Annotated in this window: 16 protein-coding genes; 6 read left to right on the forward strand and 10 right to left on the reverse strand. The window is 48.5% G+C overall.

Translation table 11 applies throughout. The annotated features are described in order from the left end of the window. Positions 1-162 precede the first annotated feature (162 nt). From NSQ20_RS01875 to NSQ20_RS01885, 3 genes are all read left to right on the forward strand, one after another. Complete coding sequence (locus NSQ20_RS01875) at positions 163-2,154, forward strand: heparinase II/III family protein (protein ID WP_340031695.1); 1,992 nt, start codon at positions 163-165, stop codon at positions 2,152-2,154. Continuing rightward, complete coding sequence (locus NSQ20_RS01880) at positions 2,147-4,099, forward strand: glycosyl hydrolase (protein ID WP_340031696.1); 1,953 nt, start codon at positions 2,147-2,149, stop codon at positions 4,097-4,099. The genes NSQ20_RS01875 and NSQ20_RS01880 overlap by 8 nt, the downstream gene beginning before the upstream one ends. 199 nt (positions 4,100-4,298) lie before the next feature. Then, a complete protein-coding gene (locus NSQ20_RS01885) occupies positions 4,299-5,435 on the forward strand; it encodes a glycoside hydrolase family 88 protein (RefSeq protein WP_340031697.1) in 1,137 nt (378 codons plus the stop codon). Positions 5,436-5,818: 383 nt separating this feature from the next. On the opposite strand, the gene NSQ20_RS01890 is transcribed toward NSQ20_RS01885, so the two are convergent. Continuing rightward, a complete protein-coding gene (locus NSQ20_RS01890) occupies positions 5,819-6,424 on the reverse strand; it encodes a class I SAM-dependent methyltransferase (RefSeq protein WP_036616541.1) in 606 nt (201 codons plus the stop codon). Between the two features lie 211 nt (positions 6,425-6,635). On the opposite strand from NSQ20_RS01890, the gene NSQ20_RS01895 reads away from it, so the two are divergent. After that, on the forward strand, positions 6,636-9,008 hold the full coding sequence (locus NSQ20_RS01895) for an Ig-like domain-containing protein (RefSeq protein WP_340031699.1): 2,373 nt from the start codon (positions 6,636-6,638) through the stop codon (positions 9,006-9,008). A gap of 410 nt (positions 9,009-9,418) precedes the next feature. Here NSQ20_RS01895 and NSQ20_RS01900 read toward each other — a convergent pair whose 3' ends face one another. The 6 genes from NSQ20_RS01900 to NSQ20_RS01925 all read right to left on the reverse strand — a co-directional run bounded on the left by NSQ20_RS01900 (position 9,419) and on the right by NSQ20_RS01925 (position 13,630). After that, positions 9,419-9,964, reverse strand: coding sequence for a chromate transporter (locus NSQ20_RS01900; protein WP_340027830.1), 546 nt, complete (start codon positions 9,962-9,964; stop codon positions 9,419-9,421). Positions 9,965-9,966: 2 nt separating this feature from the next. Next, positions 9,967-10,554: a chromate transporter gene (locus NSQ20_RS01905; protein ID WP_017691071.1), complete on the reverse strand. Its 588-nt coding sequence runs from the start codon at positions 10,552-10,554 to the stop codon at positions 9,967-9,969. Between the two features lie 12 nt (positions 10,555-10,566). Further along, positions 10,567-11,061: an Lrp/AsnC family transcriptional regulator gene (locus NSQ20_RS01910; protein WP_036616550.1), complete on the reverse strand. Its 495-nt coding sequence runs from the start codon at positions 11,059-11,061 to the stop codon at positions 10,567-10,569. Positions 11,062-11,331: 270 nt separating this feature from the next. Further along, positions 11,332-12,447 (reverse strand): PAS domain-containing protein, encoded by a 1,116-nt coding sequence (locus NSQ20_RS01915; protein WP_315371581.1) that lies wholly within the window; start codon positions 12,445-12,447, stop codon positions 11,332-11,334. Then, positions 12,440-13,090 carry a response regulator transcription factor gene (locus NSQ20_RS01920; protein WP_017691068.1) on the reverse strand — a complete coding sequence of 217 codons (651 nt, stop codon included), beginning with the start codon at positions 13,088-13,090 and terminating at the stop codon, positions 12,440-12,442. The genes NSQ20_RS01915 and NSQ20_RS01920 overlap by 8 nt, the downstream gene beginning before the upstream one ends. 108 nt (positions 13,091-13,198) lie before the next feature. After that, entirely contained in the window at positions 13,199-13,630 is a 432-nt protein-coding gene (locus NSQ20_RS01925) for a GAF domain-containing protein (RefSeq protein WP_339190208.1), read from the reverse strand. A 376-nt stretch (positions 13,631-14,006) separates the two neighbouring features. Between NSQ20_RS01925 and NSQ20_RS01930 the strand changes: the two genes are divergently transcribed. Next, on the forward strand, positions 14,007-14,783 hold the full coding sequence (locus tag NSQ20_RS01930) for a Crp/Fnr family transcriptional regulator (protein WP_235193905.1): 777 nt from the start codon (positions 14,007-14,009) through the stop codon (positions 14,781-14,783). A 162-nt stretch (positions 14,784-14,945) separates the two neighbouring features. Here NSQ20_RS01930 and NSQ20_RS01935 read toward each other — a convergent pair whose 3' ends face one another. The 3 genes from NSQ20_RS01935 to NSQ20_RS01945 form a co-directional block, all read right to left on the reverse strand. Continuing rightward, positions 14,946-15,503 (reverse strand): GNAT family protein, encoded by a 558-nt coding sequence (locus tag NSQ20_RS01935; RefSeq protein ID WP_340027829.1) that lies wholly within the window; start codon positions 15,501-15,503, stop codon positions 14,946-14,948. 124 nt (positions 15,504-15,627) lie between these two features. Next, positions 15,628-15,783 carry a hypothetical protein gene (locus NSQ20_RS01940; RefSeq protein WP_017691064.1) on the reverse strand — a complete coding sequence of 52 codons (156 nt, stop codon included), beginning with the start codon at positions 15,781-15,783 and terminating at the stop codon, positions 15,628-15,630. Positions 15,784-15,936: 153 nt separating this feature from the next. Next, the gene (locus NSQ20_RS01945) at positions 15,937-16,230 is read right to left on the reverse strand and encodes a hypothetical protein (RefSeq protein ID WP_339786951.1); all 294 of its coding nucleotides are present in this window, start codon (positions 16,228-16,230) and stop codon (positions 15,937-15,939) included. 224 nt (positions 16,231-16,454) lie between these two features. On the opposite strand from NSQ20_RS01945, the gene NSQ20_RS01950 reads away from it, so the two are divergent. Then, positions 16,455-17,969, forward strand: coding sequence for a DUF6359 domain-containing protein (locus NSQ20_RS01950; RefSeq protein ID WP_340032979.1), 1,515 nt, complete (start codon positions 16,455-16,457; stop codon positions 17,967-17,969). Positions 17,970-18,113 lie beyond the last annotated feature (144 nt).

Consider the following 18,113-nt stretch of genomic DNA (forward strand, 5'->3'; position numbering starts at 1 on the left):
GCGAAGGTTCTTCGTTTTTTTGGTTAGGAAGGAGAAGGAAGTAACGTCGTGGAAAGGGTTCTAATGGATAATTCTTCAAAAATGCTATCATATCCGGTAAAATGAAATCGATTACATTATAATATGGGCATGACAATCCATTAACGAAGAGTGGTGAATCCAGTGGAAGATTCCATTCACGAAGTCGAAAATGAAAATATAAACCAACGTGGTACTGAGAGCAGAGCATTGAGTTCCTTAAGTGCCGACAGACTCTTGGAGAAGTTATCCCGGCCTGAATTGGCTACGTTATACACAGACTTGAAGGCTTACGGTGAACGTGCCTTGAAAGAACCCATGCCTTCCTTGTCGTTCCGTCTATATCGACAGTTCAGCGATACGGGTGAGCGGAAAGCCTATGAAGAGGCTTATTTCGATCGAAGGGGCAGGCTGGCTGCTGTGGCGATGCTCGCATTAGACACAGCTAGGCCGGATGCACTGCAGGCGCTGGAAGAAATATTGTGGGACGTGTGTGGTGAGTATACGTGGTGTTTGCCCGCGCATCTGGGTACGGGAGAGGTCAACCAGGTGAATGGGAACATCGATCTGTTCGCCGCAGAGACAGTACATATGCTGGCCGAGATTGTGACCATTCACGCCGAGCGGCTGGATCGCCTTGTCATAGAACGGATCAGGTCTGAAGCAGAACGGCGAATCTTCACCCCGCTTTACCGGGAGCAACGGAAGCTCCACTGGCAGACAGCGGATCACAACTGGTCGGCGGTCTGTGGTGGGTGCTGTGGCATGGCCGCATTGTTGCTGCTCGAGGATGAGTCCACACTACAGGAATCGATCTCCCATACGGTCAGCTGTATGAACGCATTCTTGAGCGGATATGGCGAGGATGGCGGCTGTGCCGAAGGCATTGGATATTGGGTATATGGATTTGGTTATTTCACCTATTATGCCGAGATGCTTCGTGAGTACAGTGAGGGCGAACTAGATCTGCTAGCGGGTACCAAAATAGCAGCCATCGCAGCCTTCCCGCTGCGAGTTCATTTGTCAGGTGGAACATTCGTAAATTATTCGGACAGTGCCGAGCAGGAAGAGATCCCTTCCGGATTGCTTTCCCTGCTCGCATCCCGATTTGGGTTGCAGGTGGATTTGCCGCTTCATATCCCACTGCTTACCGATGATCCCTGTCATCGCTGGGCTCATCTGTTGCGGAACGTGATGTGGAGCGATCCGCCAGTGTACGGTGATGAAGGTGCCTCTGGGCAGGCTGAACGAGGATTTATTTTTCAAAATCTGGGATGGATGATTGCAAAAGGACCGTTCGATTCTCCGGATACAAAACATGCGAACGGCGCACCCCTTCATGTGGCTATTTCCATTAAAGGCGGGCATAACGATGAACCTCACAACCATAATGATCTGGGGCAGTTCATTATCCATTGCGGTGGTGAGAATATTCTGTGTGATCCAGGAGCAGGGTTGTATACCCAAGCGTATTTTGCGCCAGGCAGAGAGCAACTGTTCCACATCTCGTCATCCGGGCATAACGTTCCGCTCATTGAAGGCCAGGAGCAATGCTCCGGTCGGCAAGCGCAAGCCCATGTGTTAGAGGCAAAGCTGGCAGAGGGTGGCGGTGAGCTGGATACTACATTGGATCTGACATCCGCATACTCTGGGGCAGCTTCACTGGCTCGTTATACGCGCCAATTTCATTGGAAGATGGCTTCTGACGGGAGCGGGAATGGAGCGGAATTGCGTCTCATTGACCGTTTTCAATGGAAGAGCAGGGTGGTGTCTTCGGCAGAACGATTCTCTTCGGTGGATGATTCAGATGCAGGATGTTCGAGCGTAGTGGAGCGCTGGATGAGCAGAGTACAACCTGAGGTGATGAAGAGCGGTAATCTTCGCTGGCAAGGTGCACATGGGGCGATCCATATGACGTATGATGCGAACCAGTGGAAAATTCTTACGGAGAAACTGGACACAGTTGATCATGACAATGTTCCAGTCACATTCTATCGGACGTCACTATCATGGACAGGTGCAATTGATGAGACGGATGTTCGGACAGAACGCCCTAATCCGCTTGAAACGGTATGTGAGGTACGCTTCATCATTGAACCGAAAATGGGAGAAACCGAGGTGAGCATGCGTGAGTAAATATACATCTGCGTCCACGTATCCATGGAAAGACGAACTCGAACATTACCGTACATTGGCAGAACAAGCGGGCCCCCCTCCGGCAGACGGCTGGAATAGGGAGCGCAAGTTGGCACTTGTTGAAAGTGTTGTTCGCGCTTACACACCATATCAGGACAGCCAGGGGGCAATTATCGACCCGTTCTCAGGTGTTGAGAGATATTATTCTACACCGGCCTATGCAATGGCTGCGGCAGTTCTGGTTGATGCAGGGCGTACAGATTTGCTCCAATCGGCAGCAATAGCCCTGTCACAGAGCATTGATGCCGTGGTCAATGGTAGCGCACCTGACAATCACCCCGATTTTTTTCCGGTTCTCATGATGAGAGCTTATATGTTGTTGAAGTCACATCTGCCTGAACAAGCACAGATCTGGGCTGAGGCACTTAAGACGATCAGTTCTGAACAAGATTATATATTTACGATGAGCAAGATGAACAATCCAAATCGCATGATTAACTGGAACGCCATTATGATCTCTGGCGAATATCTGCGGTGGCATGAACAGCTGGCGAATGAGGGTACTGCGTGGATGGATCGATATCTGGAAGCCTATCATCTACCCCGGTTTACGGCCCTTGGCTTGTATCAGGATGGACCGCTGGACCGTCCAAATTGTCCATTTTCCTATGATATTGCCACCCGTTATCACCTTGGGGTGATGCTTGAAGCTGGTTACGAGGGAACCACTGCCGATACGTTACGTGAGCAACTGCGCCATGGTGCCTTCAGCTCGTTACTGACGCTCTCGCCGCTAGGTGAGATTCCACCGCGTGGTCGCAGCTCCCAGCATCAGTGGAATGAAGCGGCGGCGGCTTATGTATGCTCCACACATGTAACGCAGGCTCTGAAGGCGGGAGATCGGGTGATGGCGGGTGCTTTTGCACGTGCGACCAATCGGTGTTTTGCTGCTGTTGAGCGCTGGAAGATGGAAGATGGACGCTTGAAAATTGTGCGCAATGAATACGCGCCAGAAGATCGGCACGGGTACGAGATCTATACCAACCACACCTGTTACAACCTGTGGACGGCAGCAGCGCTTGCTCACGCTTGTCTCAGTGATCCGGGAGACGATGTGAGCGAAGTATACCTTCCTTCCGAGTTAGGCAGCAGGGTTTTGCAGACCGATGGGTGGTTTGAAACTGTGATTGCTTCCATACCTGGTCAGCAACTGGTATTACACACGGCGATGAATGATCCGTATACGATCCCTGGTTTGGTACGGATTCAGCAGACGGGGTTACCTGGTCTGATTGGTCCGTCCGCTGCCAGCCATGTGCAGGCCGGGTTTACGGAATTTGCCGAAGGGGCGGTTCGTCCGCTCAGTTACTGTCCTGCCTGGAAGACACCAGATGGGGTATGGCACAGTCTTGCAGAGGGGATTCCATCCGGTGGTGCATATGATCGGGATGTTGGATTAGACCCTGCTCAGGGAGGTGGTTCCATTGTGTATGAGAAGGTGGACTATGATACGCGGAACCACGTGGAGCAGCATCTGGCGGAAAGAGCGGCAGAAGATGACGGAGAAGGTCAGGTTAATTCTTTTGCCGTGAGATGGGTCGGTCCATTCCTGGGAATTGAAGCATTGCGTACCCATTATGTGCAACAAGCGGATGTGCTGACCATAACGTATGAATTCGAAGGTGAGATCGCGGCGGCAGGGGCGCTCATTCCATTGATGTTCAGTGATGGTCGTGAACAGGCCGTGATTAATCATACGAATCATAGCGTACGAACGGCGTATCGGGGGGCCTATGTAGAATCTACAGCACTGGATCAGGGAGCCATAATTCATCTGGAGGAACAGGCCGTGGCCTCCCGTAATGGTTTACTGAAGGAAGCCCGGATTGAAGTGAACGGAGCACGTAGGTTGTCATTTGCGATCCGATTGGGCGAGGTTAACTGAAGGTGTTCAGGTTGAGGATCATTAGATCTCCAAACATCTCAAAACAGCTCGAAGCATAGTTAAAAGTGTTATCGTGGATGATTAGTGATATTTAACTGATAGCTATTGCAGTTACGGCATCGACGCTATAGATAAGTTGAGGATGACCTGGAGCATCAAGCATAGATGTCTGGTATTGAATCGAGGAGGGATTATGTTCATGAACACATCAACGTCGGTAAAATGGCTCGAGGAAGCGTGGCAACAGGGCGCTGCCAAGACAATTCGGAATGCAAAGCGGATCAAGGATACATTTCCACACATTGCCCCGCAAGGGACGTATGATCGGAATGATCCGGAATGGTGGACAGCAGGTTTTTGGCCTGGATTGTTATGGCTGGTCTATGGGGATGCGCCGGAAAGTGAAGCGGCGGCTTCGCTACATCGCATTGCCGAAAGCTGTGAGCGGCAACTGGAAGGTTGTCTGCGTGATCCCGAATCGGTGGATCACGATCTGGGGTTCATCTGGCTGCTTAGTGGCGTAGCCAACTATCGCCAGACGGGTAGCATGGATGGACGGCGGCGCGGAATGCTTGCCGCCAACCTGCTCGCTGCCCGGTTCCACGTGCGCGGTGAGTTCATCCGCGCCTGGAACTTCAGCTCGTCAGCAATGGATACGCGCGGCGTAGCCATCATTGACAGCATGATGAACCTGCCGCTGCTCTACTGGGCATCCGAGCAGAGCGGCGACCCTCGCTTCCGTTGGCTGGCGGAAGCACATGCGGACACCGTGGCGCGCGAATTCATCCGCGCGGACGGGTCCATCTGCCACGTGGTGGAGTTCGATCCACACACGGGGCAGAAGCTGCGAGAGCATGGCGGACAGGGCCATGCTCCAGGTTCCGCCTGGGCGCGGGGCACCGCCTGGGCGTTGCACGGGTTTGCGCTGTCTTTCCGGTATACGGGCGAAGCCCGATATCTGGAGACAGCGGAGCGTGCGGCCGATTTCTTCCTCGCCATGCTTGGCGAAGAGATCGTGCCGATGTGGGATTTCCGCGCACCTGCGGAGCATCAGGTGGCGTGGGACTCGTCCGCTGCGGCGATTGCCGCGAGCGGGTTGCTTGAGCTGGCGAAGATGTCGCCACGCGGGGAGACCTATGCCGCCGCGGGAGAGCGTATCGTCCGCGGATTGCATGAGCACTATAGCTCTGGCGACTCGGCAGCGGAAGAAGGTCTGATCATGCAGGGAACGGTGCATTACCCGGAAGGGCGAGGGCTGAATGTGCCGATTATATACGGCGATTATTTCTATATGGAAGCGCTGGCGAAGCTGCGTGGACATGCGGGGTTATTTTAAAAGAAGAATTGAGAACTACGGGCAGGAAGAACCGAAAGTGAGAACGGATTAGTAAGGTTGTCGTGTTATGAGCCTTCGAATTATTTCATTAGATTCAACTAGATAACCAGTTATATATTCAGTATTTATTGTCAGTAGCATCAGTAGCAAACCATCATCACCTGTCCGCATAAGGCTGTCTCCAGGATTAGGAACGATATTCCCTCTACTGGAGAAGGAGTATACTTAAGCTTGAGCTTTGAATAGACAAATCAAGGTGAGCGGACAGGCGGATGGTGTACATAATCGAAGGAAGACAAAAGAATATCTGGCCTATGAATATTCATTCTTACGGGTCCAGTTGGGGTGCAGAATTAGCTATGCTCTACTGAAAAAATCGATTTTCACTTCGAAGGTGTACGTCTCAGGATGACAAAGTCGGCAGAAGATTGATCTGGATAGCGCTGCGGAATAATCTCATGAACTTTGAAATCAGGGTAGTCGAAGAGATACTCAAACAGATTACGGTCCTGGATTGTATCAATCCCTGGGTTGCCGTTTTCTTTCAAACGGGTGTAAAGCACCACCCATGCTGTTGAGGAGTGCAGAATATCATAGAGGGTATTACGAAAATCCGTTTCATCCGTGATGTGATATAACACATCGAGACAGACCGTCAGATCGGCTTGCAGGAAACCACGGTTAATCCATAGGCCTGGTGTATACAGCATGAAACTCTTGGACGAATCCTTGGCAAATTGGGAAGCACAACGCTTTACGGAAGAAGCCGCTACATCCACGCCCAGGTAGTCCTCATAATTCATGTATTGCAACTGGTTGCCATCCCCACATCCAAACTCAATGACACGATGAATCCCTTCACGTTGAATCAGTCCGTTCACGACCTCGGCCTTGAATTCAGCCAAAACCCCGTATGAACCCCTCCCAGAAGTTTCACCCGAACGATATGTTTCCTCCCAATACCCGATGTAATCAAAAGGCTGATGCATTATGTTTCCTCCAATCCTGTTAAAAGAAGTTCAAGACTGCCAATATACATAGGTATGCGCAATATTCGCAGGTATGATCGGTTGAAACAGGAATAGAAGATAAATTAATTTCCATAGAATTCCCTGAAAATTTCCTGAAAGTCTAAACATCTGGAAAGGACTTGCCGACATAAAACATAAGGAAAAAAATGATGATAATCGGGGGGAAATGATGTTAAAGCCAAGATTGACCAAGTACATGGTGATGATGCTGGTGTTGATGCTGAGTATTTCCAACGTAGGCTTGGCCGCTGCGGCAGATAAAGAACTGTCCAAAATTGTGGTTTCCAAGAATGAGATGTCGCTCGAAGTTGGTGATTCTGGGTCTGTTACGGTGACAGGGGTATATTCAGATAATACCTCGGCTAATGTAACGATTAGCACAACCTGGAGTAGCGAAGATACTTCGATAGCAACTGTATATAATGGTGCAATCACGGCCAAAAAAGAAGGTAAAGCGACGATTACCGCAGCTTACCAGGGCCAGAGTCAGACCGTTCAAGTGAAAGTAACGAAGAAGGTCAAAGCTCTTTCGAAAAACGTGCAAAGTCTGGATTTGCGCACGGGAGATACAAAAGAAATTATTTTGACAGCAACGTATAGTGACAATGAAACAAATAATGAAGCAGCAAGTACTGCAGAATGGTCTACCAGTGATGAGAAGGTTGCTACCGTTGTGAATGGTAAAGTAACTGGACAAAGCGCGGGTACAGCTGTGATCACAGCCAAAGTTGGCAGCCAAAGCGTGACGGTGGATGTTAACGTTGAAGTGGTTAAACGTGTAGATGTAGATAAACAGCAAGTTAACTTGCTGTTGAACAAAAGTGAAAGTGTGAAAGTGACGGCTACGTATCCAGATGGTACAACCAAAGATGTAACCGATCTGGCGGAGTGGACATCCAGCAATGAGAAGGTCGCAGACGTTCTCAAAGGCGAAATTACAGGATACTCGGCAGGTTCTGCCAAGATCACAGCCAAATACGGTACGAAATCTGTATCCGTTGACGTGGATGTGGATCTGACCAGCAAGCTGAGTGTGGAGAAACAAAGTATTTTCTTCCGTTTGGGTGGGGACAAGAATACAGCCAATATCGTATTAACGGCTTCTTATCCAACCAGCAGCGATGTGAATGTAACGGATCAGGCGACATGGACATCCAGCAACGAGAAAGTTGCAACGGTATTCAAGGGGCAGATTACAGCCATTAGCGCAGGTTCAACAACGATCAAAGCAACCTATAGTGGAAAAACTGTAGAAATTGCTGTAGATGTAGATACGGCAAGATATCTGGATATCAAAGATGTAAATGACAAGCTCGCCATGAGTGTTACCGGTGATAACAAGTCTAAGACATTGGTAGCCAATGCCGAATATATTGATGCCAGTACAGAAAATGTAACTTCCAAAGCAACATGGACTTCAAGCAATCCAGATGTCGTATATGTATCAAACGGCGATCTAATTGCATACAAATCCGGTACGGCTACGATCACTGTAGCTTATGGCGGTAAAACGGTTAAATTCACAGTGAATGTAGACGTAGCAGACAAGTATGAGATGGACAAGAAGAAAGCATCGGTAGCCGTTGGTGGAACGACTTCTGCCAAAGTACTGGCGTTGTATGGTGAAACATCCAAAGATGTATCTGAAGATGCAACTTGGAGCAGCAGCAGCGACAAAATCGCTGAGGTAGATAGCAAAGGGGTTATCACAGGTGTTGCTACAGGTAAAGTAACCATTACCGCGAAGATTGAAGGCAAAACACTGACTCTGCCTGTTGAAGTAGGTATGGCTAGTGGACTGGAAGCAGATGTGAACTTCGTTGTTCTGTCTGCCAAAGAAACTCAGACGATCCTTCTAACAGGTACGGATGAGGACGGCAACACGTTGGATGTTACATCCGAAGCAACCTGGAAATCCAGCAATGCACGTGTAGCAGATGTGAAAAAAGGCGTGATCACAGGTAACAGCAGTGGTAAAGCCAACATCACAGCAGAATACGGCTCCAAAAAAGTGACGATCCAAGTTGAAGTGGATGTCATCACACGTATTGAAGCTTCCGAGCCGGTTCTTTCCCTGAAATCAGGCGATACAGCTGATCTGACGGTAACTGCCTTCTTGAGCGACGGTAGCGAGCGTGATGTTACGGACAAAGCTGAATGGAAAACGAACAGCTACAAAGTAGCTCAAGTGACCAAAGGTAAAGTCAAAGCTACAGGTTCAGGTAAAGCCAAAATCACAGCAAAATACGGCAGCAAGTCTGTGACGATTGCTCTAGATGTGGATACACTGAAATATTTGCAGACGGATAAAGTAACGTTGACCATGAAACCTGGTGAAAAGGTAACTGTGGCTGCAACTGCAACGTATGCCGATGGCAGTGAAGCCGATGTATCCAAACCGGCTCTCTGGAAATCTTCCCGTATTGCAACAGCATCGGTGAAAGATGGAATCATTCAGGCGAACGGCAAAGGTAAAGCAACGATTACAGTAACATTTGCAGGTGTGAAAACCAAAGTAACGGTAGTGGTTGAAGCGAAGTAATTGCTTTTCCAAATGTGAGCGTGAAACGCGCAAATAAAACGGTGATGCCAGCTAGTAGCTGGCATCACCGTTTTTTGGTCTATAAACTAGAGCGTGTCTTCAAGCGCTAACGAATCTGAAACGTCTTATTCAGGGGTCTGGAGCGTTTGCAGAAATCTAAGGAATCTGAGACACGTTATATCGGAAAGTACAGTCTTTTATAGCGCTTTTATCAGGTTATTTTGGTATATAACGTGTCTGAGATTCCTTACAATTTATAAAGAGGACCTAAAGACCAAATAAGACGTCCTGAGTTCCTTAGAAAATGAAAATAATCTAGCCATTCGCCAACGTCCAGAACCCTTGCATACACCACCCTATTACAGATGTATAACCAAGTGATTCTGTGACGTTCCCTGTATGTTCTACTACTACATCGTGTGAGACAGTACCAGCGCACCATAGGCAAAAGCGATCACGATCAGAATGGCCGGATGCAGCTTGGTTTTGGTCATGACCCAGAGCGAGATGCCTGCAATGATCAACGTCTGCCAGATGCCGATGGAATCAGTGGACAGCTGCCCGAATTCCCATGTGAGCAGAATCATGAGTACGGCGATAACAGGCTGCACAAGCAGGGTCATGCCTTTGACTTTTGGTGACGTGCGATGTTTGTTCAACAGACGAAGTAATATAATTAGTGCGGTCGCGGAAGGTACGATTGTGGCAAAACTTGCGATAATTGCCCCAAACCAGCCTGCTACGTGGTACCCGACAAATGCAGCAATTTTGGTTGCAATCGGGCCGGGAAGGGCGTTACCAATCGCCAGTACATCACCGAATTGCTCGGTGGTCATCCATTGGTAGTGGTTCACAATCTCTTCCTGCATAAGCGGAATGGAAGCCGGACCGCCCCCATATCCCAAGATGTTTGCTACGAAAAATCCCCAAAATAATTCCCACCACGTCTGGAGCATCCTTAGGACACCCCCTTATCGGACTCGCCTTTGGACTTGAAGCGCTGAACCAGATCCAGATGGAAGACACCATATCCCAGGAAAACCGCGATCACAATCCCCGGATGGATATCCAGCAGCTGTAATAGTACAAAGGCAATTACGCCGAATAGGGCGGCAAAAACTTTACCAAGTCCCTTCCAGGCTTTCATGGCAAATTCATAAGCCATCATGCCCAGCATGACAAAAATGACCGGCCGCACGGCGGCTACCATGCCTGCTACCACTTTCGACTCGCGTAGCGCGTACATGGAACCGAGCAGCGCGATAATGGCAATGCTTGTCGGTAAAATATGAGCGAGTACAGACACGATCGCGCCCAGCACACCTTTGGTTTTATAACCGAGATATGCGGCCATCTTGGTCGCGATGGGACCCGGCAGGGCATTGGCGATAGCCAAAATCTCGCCGAACTCCTCATCACTGACCCATTTGTAACGCGTAACGGCTTCGTAACGGATCAACGGAATAACCGAAGGTCCACCGCCATATCCGAGAATTCCGGTTCGTACCATTCCGATGACGAGACCGTTGTAATCTTTCCAACCCATGCTGATTTCCTCCTAGAGTCTCATGCCCATCCGGCTTTTATAACGTTTCAACAATAGCTGTGATTCCACTTTGACGATACCCGGCATCTTATAGAGCTTCTCCAGCAAGAACTGCTCCATCTCTTCCATATCCGCAAAAATACCGTGCATGTGCAGGGTACTCGGGCCTGTCATATGATAAAGGCTGGTGACGGCAGGCTCTTCATCCAGTTTCTCAGCGACTTCATCCAGGAAGGGCGGTTCAACATCGACATTGAAAAAGGCCGAGACCTGAAGCCCAACCTTGCCAGGGTTGATTACAACGGTGAAGCGTTCGATGATTCCTTTTTCGGATAACGCATTGATGCGCGCCTGAACGGCTACACGTGACAATCCGATCTGTGTCCCCAGATCCGTATAGGATATTCGGCTGTTGTGGTGAAGCGCAGCGATAATTTTGCGATCCATCTCGTCCAGATTGTACATTTGTGGAATTTCTCCTCCTTTGGAGGAGCGTTTCTCTGACATGTTGACCATCCTTTTCTCTCGCTATATGAAATAAATAATAAAATTTTACTAAACATACAATGTGTATGTGGCATTCATAGTTTAATGACGAATCGTAACTGGAGTCAATCTATTTATCATGATTATTGAATTTAACCGATTTTGAGCCTTCATTTTGTCATTTCGACCAATCGGAAATAAAAAGACCACTCGCATAGTCCAATAGCGAGCAGCCGTTAAATAATAAATAAGCTGGAGTAAAGCGCAAAGTGTGATACGAAGCATGTACGGTTATCCCTGTGCTGTCTTGGGCAATAAAAGGGTAACGGTAGTCCCTTCGCCAGGCTCGGAAGAAACTCTCAACGTTCCTCCTGCACCACGGGCACGCTCTTCCATACTAAACAATCCAACGCCATTGCCAGCGGTTGCTTCGCTGAATCCAGCACCCTGGTCTTCAATAATAACCATCGTCATGTTCTCAGCGTCTTCTATAGTAACACGTGCCTCGGCAACATCGGCATACTTTGCGACATTGGTTAAGGCTTCCTGAATGATTCGGTAGATGGCTATCTCCCGGTTCATCTCCAGTCGTTTGCGCAAATTACATTCCAAATCAACTTCAATCCCGTAGTGTCGGGTGTAATTCTCGATATACGTACGAATTGCCGGAACAACACCCAGGTCATCCAGAACGGATGGTCTCAGCTCCCATGCCATACCGCGTACATCTTCCATAATACCCGTGACCTGCTTACGAAGTGCTTCAACCCCGGGTTGAGGCTGGTCTGCCAGCAGGCGATCCATCTGAATCACCAGAGAGAAGAGACTCTGTCCAATCCCGTCATGCAGTTCACGCGAGATCCGTCGTCGTTCCTCTTCCTGAATGTTCATCACTTGGGACATCATCTTTTGCAATTCGGCTTCGACGGATTTCAGTTTGGTGACCTCGCTGCGTACAGCCAGGTATTGATAGGGCTCCCCGTCGTTATCAAGGAAAGGCACGATGGTGGTGTTGACCCAATAATGACTGCCATCTCTGGCACGATTGAGAATTTCCCCGTTCCATACCTTACCTGAGGATATCGTGTCCCACAGGTTTTTCATAAAGCTTTTGCCATGGTATCCGGAATTAATGATTCGATGATCCTTACCGATCAGTTCCTCGCGCTCATACTGCGAGATTTCACAAAATTTATCATTCACATACTGGATTTTCCCCTTGCGGTCTGTCAGGGCTACAATAGAGGATTCATCCAAGGCAAATTTCAGATCACTCAGTTGATGCAGGGAACCCTTCAACCTGCTGCGAAATTCATTATCCGTAATGTGATTATCTATTTCGTTCAGCAGGAGGCGTACGGGCTGGTCTGCGAGTCCACTTAGTCTGTTCTTGCGTGCACTACTCAAAGTTCAGCAACCCCTTTTTCATGGCAAACTTCACCAGTTCCGGTCGTGTGCGCAGGCCAAGCTTCTCCATCAGATTGCTTTTGTGGGATTCGACCGTTTTGACACTGATGATTAGATGTTCGGCAATTTCCTTGTTGGCGTAACCCTTGGCAATCCAGGACAAAATCTCTTTCTCCCGCTCGGATAACGTGTCATACGGTCCGGCGTTTTCCTGTTTGGCTTTGTCCAGGTATTCACTCATCAGCCGCTTGGTTGCACTGGGGTACAGATAGGCGCTACCCTCTGCTACGGAACGAATTGCAGCAAGTAATTCTTCATGCGGCGCACTTTTGAGGATATATCCGGATGCTCCCGCGTGGATGGCGCGGAACAGATATTCTTCATCGTCATGCATGGTTAGTATCAAAATGGAGACATCTGGCATCAATTTCTTTAATTCAGCGGTAGCAGTCAGACCGTCTTTGCCTGGTGGCATGCTGAAATCCATCAAGACTACGTCTGGTTTCAACTCTTGAGCCTTGGCAATGGCTTCATCGCCATCTGCGGCATCTCCAACGATATGTATATCATTCTTTCCTTCAAGTAAGGCGATCAGCCCGGAACGCACGACAACATGGTCGTCTACAACTAATAGTTGAATCACATGATTTCCCCCTGTCCGCTTCCTTAGTTCTATCTATATCATAACAAAAAAAGAAGCTATTCAGAGCTTTAATCTCCGAATAGCTTCTCTCACGCTCTAGTTCAAACTTTATCCAAACACCTTCGGCTGAAGATGTAGAGCGATTTGCTCCGTCTGCCGGATCATGTCCGGTGAGAAGGTGCAAGGCAGTCTGCTGCCAACGAGCAGCACGGCGCCAGGCACGCTTCCTTCCTGGAACACAGGTACCGCTATGGCACATACCAGCCGCTCAGCAAGCATTAACGGGCAACGACCGGGTGTATGCTCCCCGGTGGATTGTGCATCAGATCGGGCTGTGCGTCCAGTCCGAAGGGCTGTGCCCACCAGATCTTGTCCGGAACGCATTTCCATGCGTTTCACCCGTTCATTACTAGTCCCAGAGGTATACTTCCAGCGTAGCATTGTCCCGTTCAGACAGGCAAGTCCACAGAAGTCGCTGGATGTGTTCAGGCGCAGGCCGTCGATCATCTCCTGAATGCCAGATGGCAGTTCATCATGCATGAGAGGACACTTCCTTTTTCAAAATTATAACGTACGTGACGTGTAATTATTATCATTAACCTTTGAACAGGATCATCTTAAAGTAAGGGTATTACAATGTTAATTCTATTGTAGACCCTTTCTCGTACGTTGTAATTCAGGGAAAACCCCTATTTCCGTTCTATAATCTACTGAACTTGGGCAGTGGAGGACTCCTGAGTCAGGTGCACCAAGGGATTGAAGAAATGCGAAGGATGAGGCATATCGGTGAAATGTGACTTTTCTCACAGCAAATTCAGGGAGTTTCTCGTTAATGATCAGGTAATCCCCCGATAACCCTCTCGCTACTTTCGCGGTATGATGGATACATAAGGAATCACCGAGGGGGACGAAGGTTATGGGTACAGTATTTGTAGAAAGAACAACCCAAAGAGCAGAGCAGAAACAAACGGAGGCGGGCAAAATGACACGAGAGACAGGCGGAATCCTTTCGTTCGTTACATCTGAGCAATGGGGCCTGATTGAAGCAAAAATGCAGCCCAAACGGGTGAAGTCGGGGTATAGTCTCTTTCTCGAAGGCGATGAAGCCGGATATCTGTACTACATTCGTTCGGGACGAGTGAAAATGACCAAGTCGACGGAGGATGGCAAGGAAATTATTTTATCCATTCAGCAAAGCGGCGATCTCATCGGTGAATTCGGCGGCATCGGAGGATTGAATCATAGCTACAGTGCAGAGATGGCGGAAAAAGGGGAACTGGCCATTATCTCGCTTAGCGATCTGGAAAGTATACTCAGCAAACATGGCGACCTTGCCTTGAAATTCTTGCAATGGATGGCACTCTCGCAGCGGATCACCCAGTCGAGATTCCGTGATTTGCTGCTCTATGGCAAGGCGGGTGCGCTCGCTTCGACACTGATCCGTGCCAGCAATTCGTATGGTAGGGTTACACCGGATGGTATTGTGCTGGACATGAAGCTGAACCATACCGATCTTGCCGAGATGATTGGAGCTACCCGGGAGAGCGTAACGCGGATGCTGGGGGCATGGAAGGAACAAGGTACGCTGGATATGATGGACGGCAAACTGATGATTCGGGATCTGGCAGCCCTGCGCTGTATGTGTGGATGTCCGACATTCCCGAGCTGTCCGGTAGAGCTGTGTCGACTGTAAATTAGTTTGTTCCGAGGTAATCCTATATAAGGAAAGATCAACGGTTGCATCCCTGAGGAACAAATTTGATTTGGATTCCAAATGAGGCTTCAAGGCTTCACCTCCATTGGCGATTGGGGTCGTTACGGAGTAAAAGAAAAGCTGGCGTCCCATATTTGGGAGTCAGCTTTTTGTGTTTCTTTGCAATTGTTCACCTGCATATTCCTTTGCAAGAATCGAATAGATCACAGAGTCATGAAAGGAACCTTTGTAGAACCAGTGCTCGCGTAATAGCCCTTCTCGCTGCATGCCAATCTTCTTCATGACATTCTCCGAAGCTGTGTTGTGCGGACGACATTTGGCGTAAATCCGGTGAATGCCCAGTTCGTTGAAACCGAAACCCAGTAAAGCGCGGGCTGCTTCGGCGGCATAACCTTTCCCTTGATAGGTGGGGTTAAGGACATAACCGATCTCTGCATTGGTTTTCTCCATCACGTGAATACCTACTCCGCCAAGGAGAGTTCCATTACTTTTCAAACATATTGCAAGTTCAAAGCCCTCTCTTGGATGTGCCTGCTGTGTGTCCAACACAAACTGCACGTATGCTCGTGTATCTTCTTCCGTATTCGGGCCCCATGCCGTATGCTGAGTAACTTCTGTCATGGATGTATAGCTATGTATACTTTTCCAATCGGTCTCCCGAATCTCCCGGATGATCAGTCTGTCAGTCTCCAGTTGCATCGTTGTTCACTCCTTCACGTTTGAATAACTTTACTGTTCATTGTACAACAAAAATAGCTCATAACAGATTCAACGAATGAATCGGTCATGAGCCATAATGTAGATCTATGATGTATGTGGAATGCTATTGTGGTTGTTTACATTGAACTGCGGGATAAGTATAAGCCAACTTGCGGATAATTTCCTTTTGCCATCTCGTATCACCCAGATTGGTTGCCAGGTTCAGAAGATCCAAATAATCGTCAAGCTGCAGATCAGCCTTTTGCAGAGTTGTATTCATTCGATGTTCGTTCCCCTTTATCTATAAAATCGTAAAATCATATGCAGTAGAAAGTTACAAAGAGACAAGTTCAAGAATGATAATCATTATCATGTTTATATATTCATTATGCAATGAACGTTGGTAAAATGCAATCCCAAGTCCGCATCGAATTTAACTTTTTTCTGAAAATAGGCTCATCCACAGCACATAGGGAATGTATACACCGAGATATGCAGACGGATACAGGAACCAGCCATTCAACAGGAAATGATGAATCTCGGTGGTGAATGTGGTCATATGAGCATTCGTCGCATACACATCACCTGCGATGACCGTTGCCGCACTATAGAAGCAGAGCAGCGCAAGAATATGAAACAATCGTCTAACCATCCGGGAACGAAGAGCAACATAAGCCATAATCAGCGGAACAATCAACAAGAGTATCAAAAATACCAATTTCATCATCGTTTTACTCCTTCGGTAAATGGAATTCTAATGATAATCAGTATGGGCCAATAGACTCAACTTCTAAACTTTTTCATAAACTTTACAAAAAGAAAGAGGAATTCAGCATATGAACAATTAAATTAAAGGAGGATAACCCATTATCAGGTAATTATGAGGAGGAGAAAGGGAATATGAAAAAGGCGTTATGGCAGCACTGGATCGGGGCATTCCTGGTCTTTATCATGATGGCAACTGCACTGCTGGGGCCGGGTTCGCAAAGTCCGGTACAAGCTGCAGCACCACTTACGGTATCTCAGGCCATCGCTGCCCAGAGCGGTGGAGGAACAGCAACGGTTGAAGGAATCATTGTTGGACATGCTACCGGGTCGCTTACCGCGAAGTTTACATCTCCGTATGCCAATGATTTTAATGTTCTGATTGCAGACTCAGCGTCAGAGCGAACCAACGCCAGATTATTGGATGTACAGGTTCCCTCATCTTTCCGTTCGCAATATGGATTGGCGTCCAACCCCAGTCTTGTAGGCAAAAAGATCATCGTAACCGGAACCCTCGGTGCCTACAACAGCTATGCAGGAGTCAAAAACCCAACGTCCATCACACTTTCCTCCGGAACAACCAATCCTGATCCAGAACCGAACCCGGGCACAACACTGCCGGACGGTACCGGCAAGAAAGTATTGTTCGATAATACCCACGCCCAGACAGCAGGTGCTGCCGACTGGATTATTGACGGGGCATTTTCGGATTTTGCCAATGGTTTGCGAAACGCAGGCTTTGCCGTGGATCAGCTGGAACGCAGCATCCCGTATACTTTCGGTGAGCAAGCCATCACCTATAATAAATTGAAAGATTACGACGTCTTTGTCATTGGCGAAGCCAACGTGCCGTTCAAAGCGACTGAGCAGGCAGCGCTGGTGCAGTACGTGCAGAACGGAGGAAGTATCTTCTTCATCTCCGACCACTATAATGCAGACCGCAACAAAAACCGCTGGGATTCTTCCGAAGTATTCAATGGCTATCGCCGCGGTGCCTTCCTGAATCCGGCCAAAGGCATGTCTTCGGCTGAAGCCGAATCACCAGCGATGCAGAGTGTGACGAGTTCAGACTGGCTCGCGACTAACTTTGGTGTCCGTTTCCGCTACAATGCCCTTGGAGATGTGAACGCATCGGATATCGTTGCACCTGCACAATCCTTTGGCATTACGACTGGTGTTAATTCTGTAGCCATGCATGCGGGATCGACCATTGCGATTATAGATCCTAACAAGGCCAAAGGCTTGGTGTATGTACCAAGTGGTGTGTCCAAGTGGGGCAATGCCGTGGATCAGGGCGTATACAATGGTGGTGGACGAGCTGAAGGAGCCTATGCTGCCATTGCAAAGGTTGGTGCAGGCAAAGCCGCATTTATCGGTGACTCTTCACCTGTAGAAGACGCGACTCCGAAATATTTGCGTGAAGAGACAGGTGCTACCAAGAAGACCTATGATGGATTCAAAGAAGTGGATGATGCAACGTTCCTTGTGAATACTGTGAAATGGCTCGCGGTCAAAGAGAGCTACACCAGTCTGGCACAAGTCCCAGGATTGACATTGGATACGGCAACAAGCCTGCTTCCTATCGAAGCTCCGGCCGCATCAACCGAGCCGCAACTTGAGCCATGGGTTGCACCAGCGGCAGGGTACAAATGGTATGATCCGACTACATTTAAGACAGGTTCATACGGCAAAGCGCAATAAGTAAAGTAGATAAACATCAAATTATTATGCGAATAGGGTCTGACCGTGGAGTTTTGCGGACAGGCTCTTTTTTTGCTTGTTATATCAGTTACAATGAATCCCATGATTAAATCCTACAGCCTGCCATTGCATAAGTATGTGCTC

This window comes from Paenibacillus sp. FSL K6-1122 (genome assembly GCF_037977015.1).
GTDB lineage: Bacteria > Bacillota > Bacilli > Paenibacillales > Paenibacillaceae > Paenibacillus > Paenibacillus amylolyticus.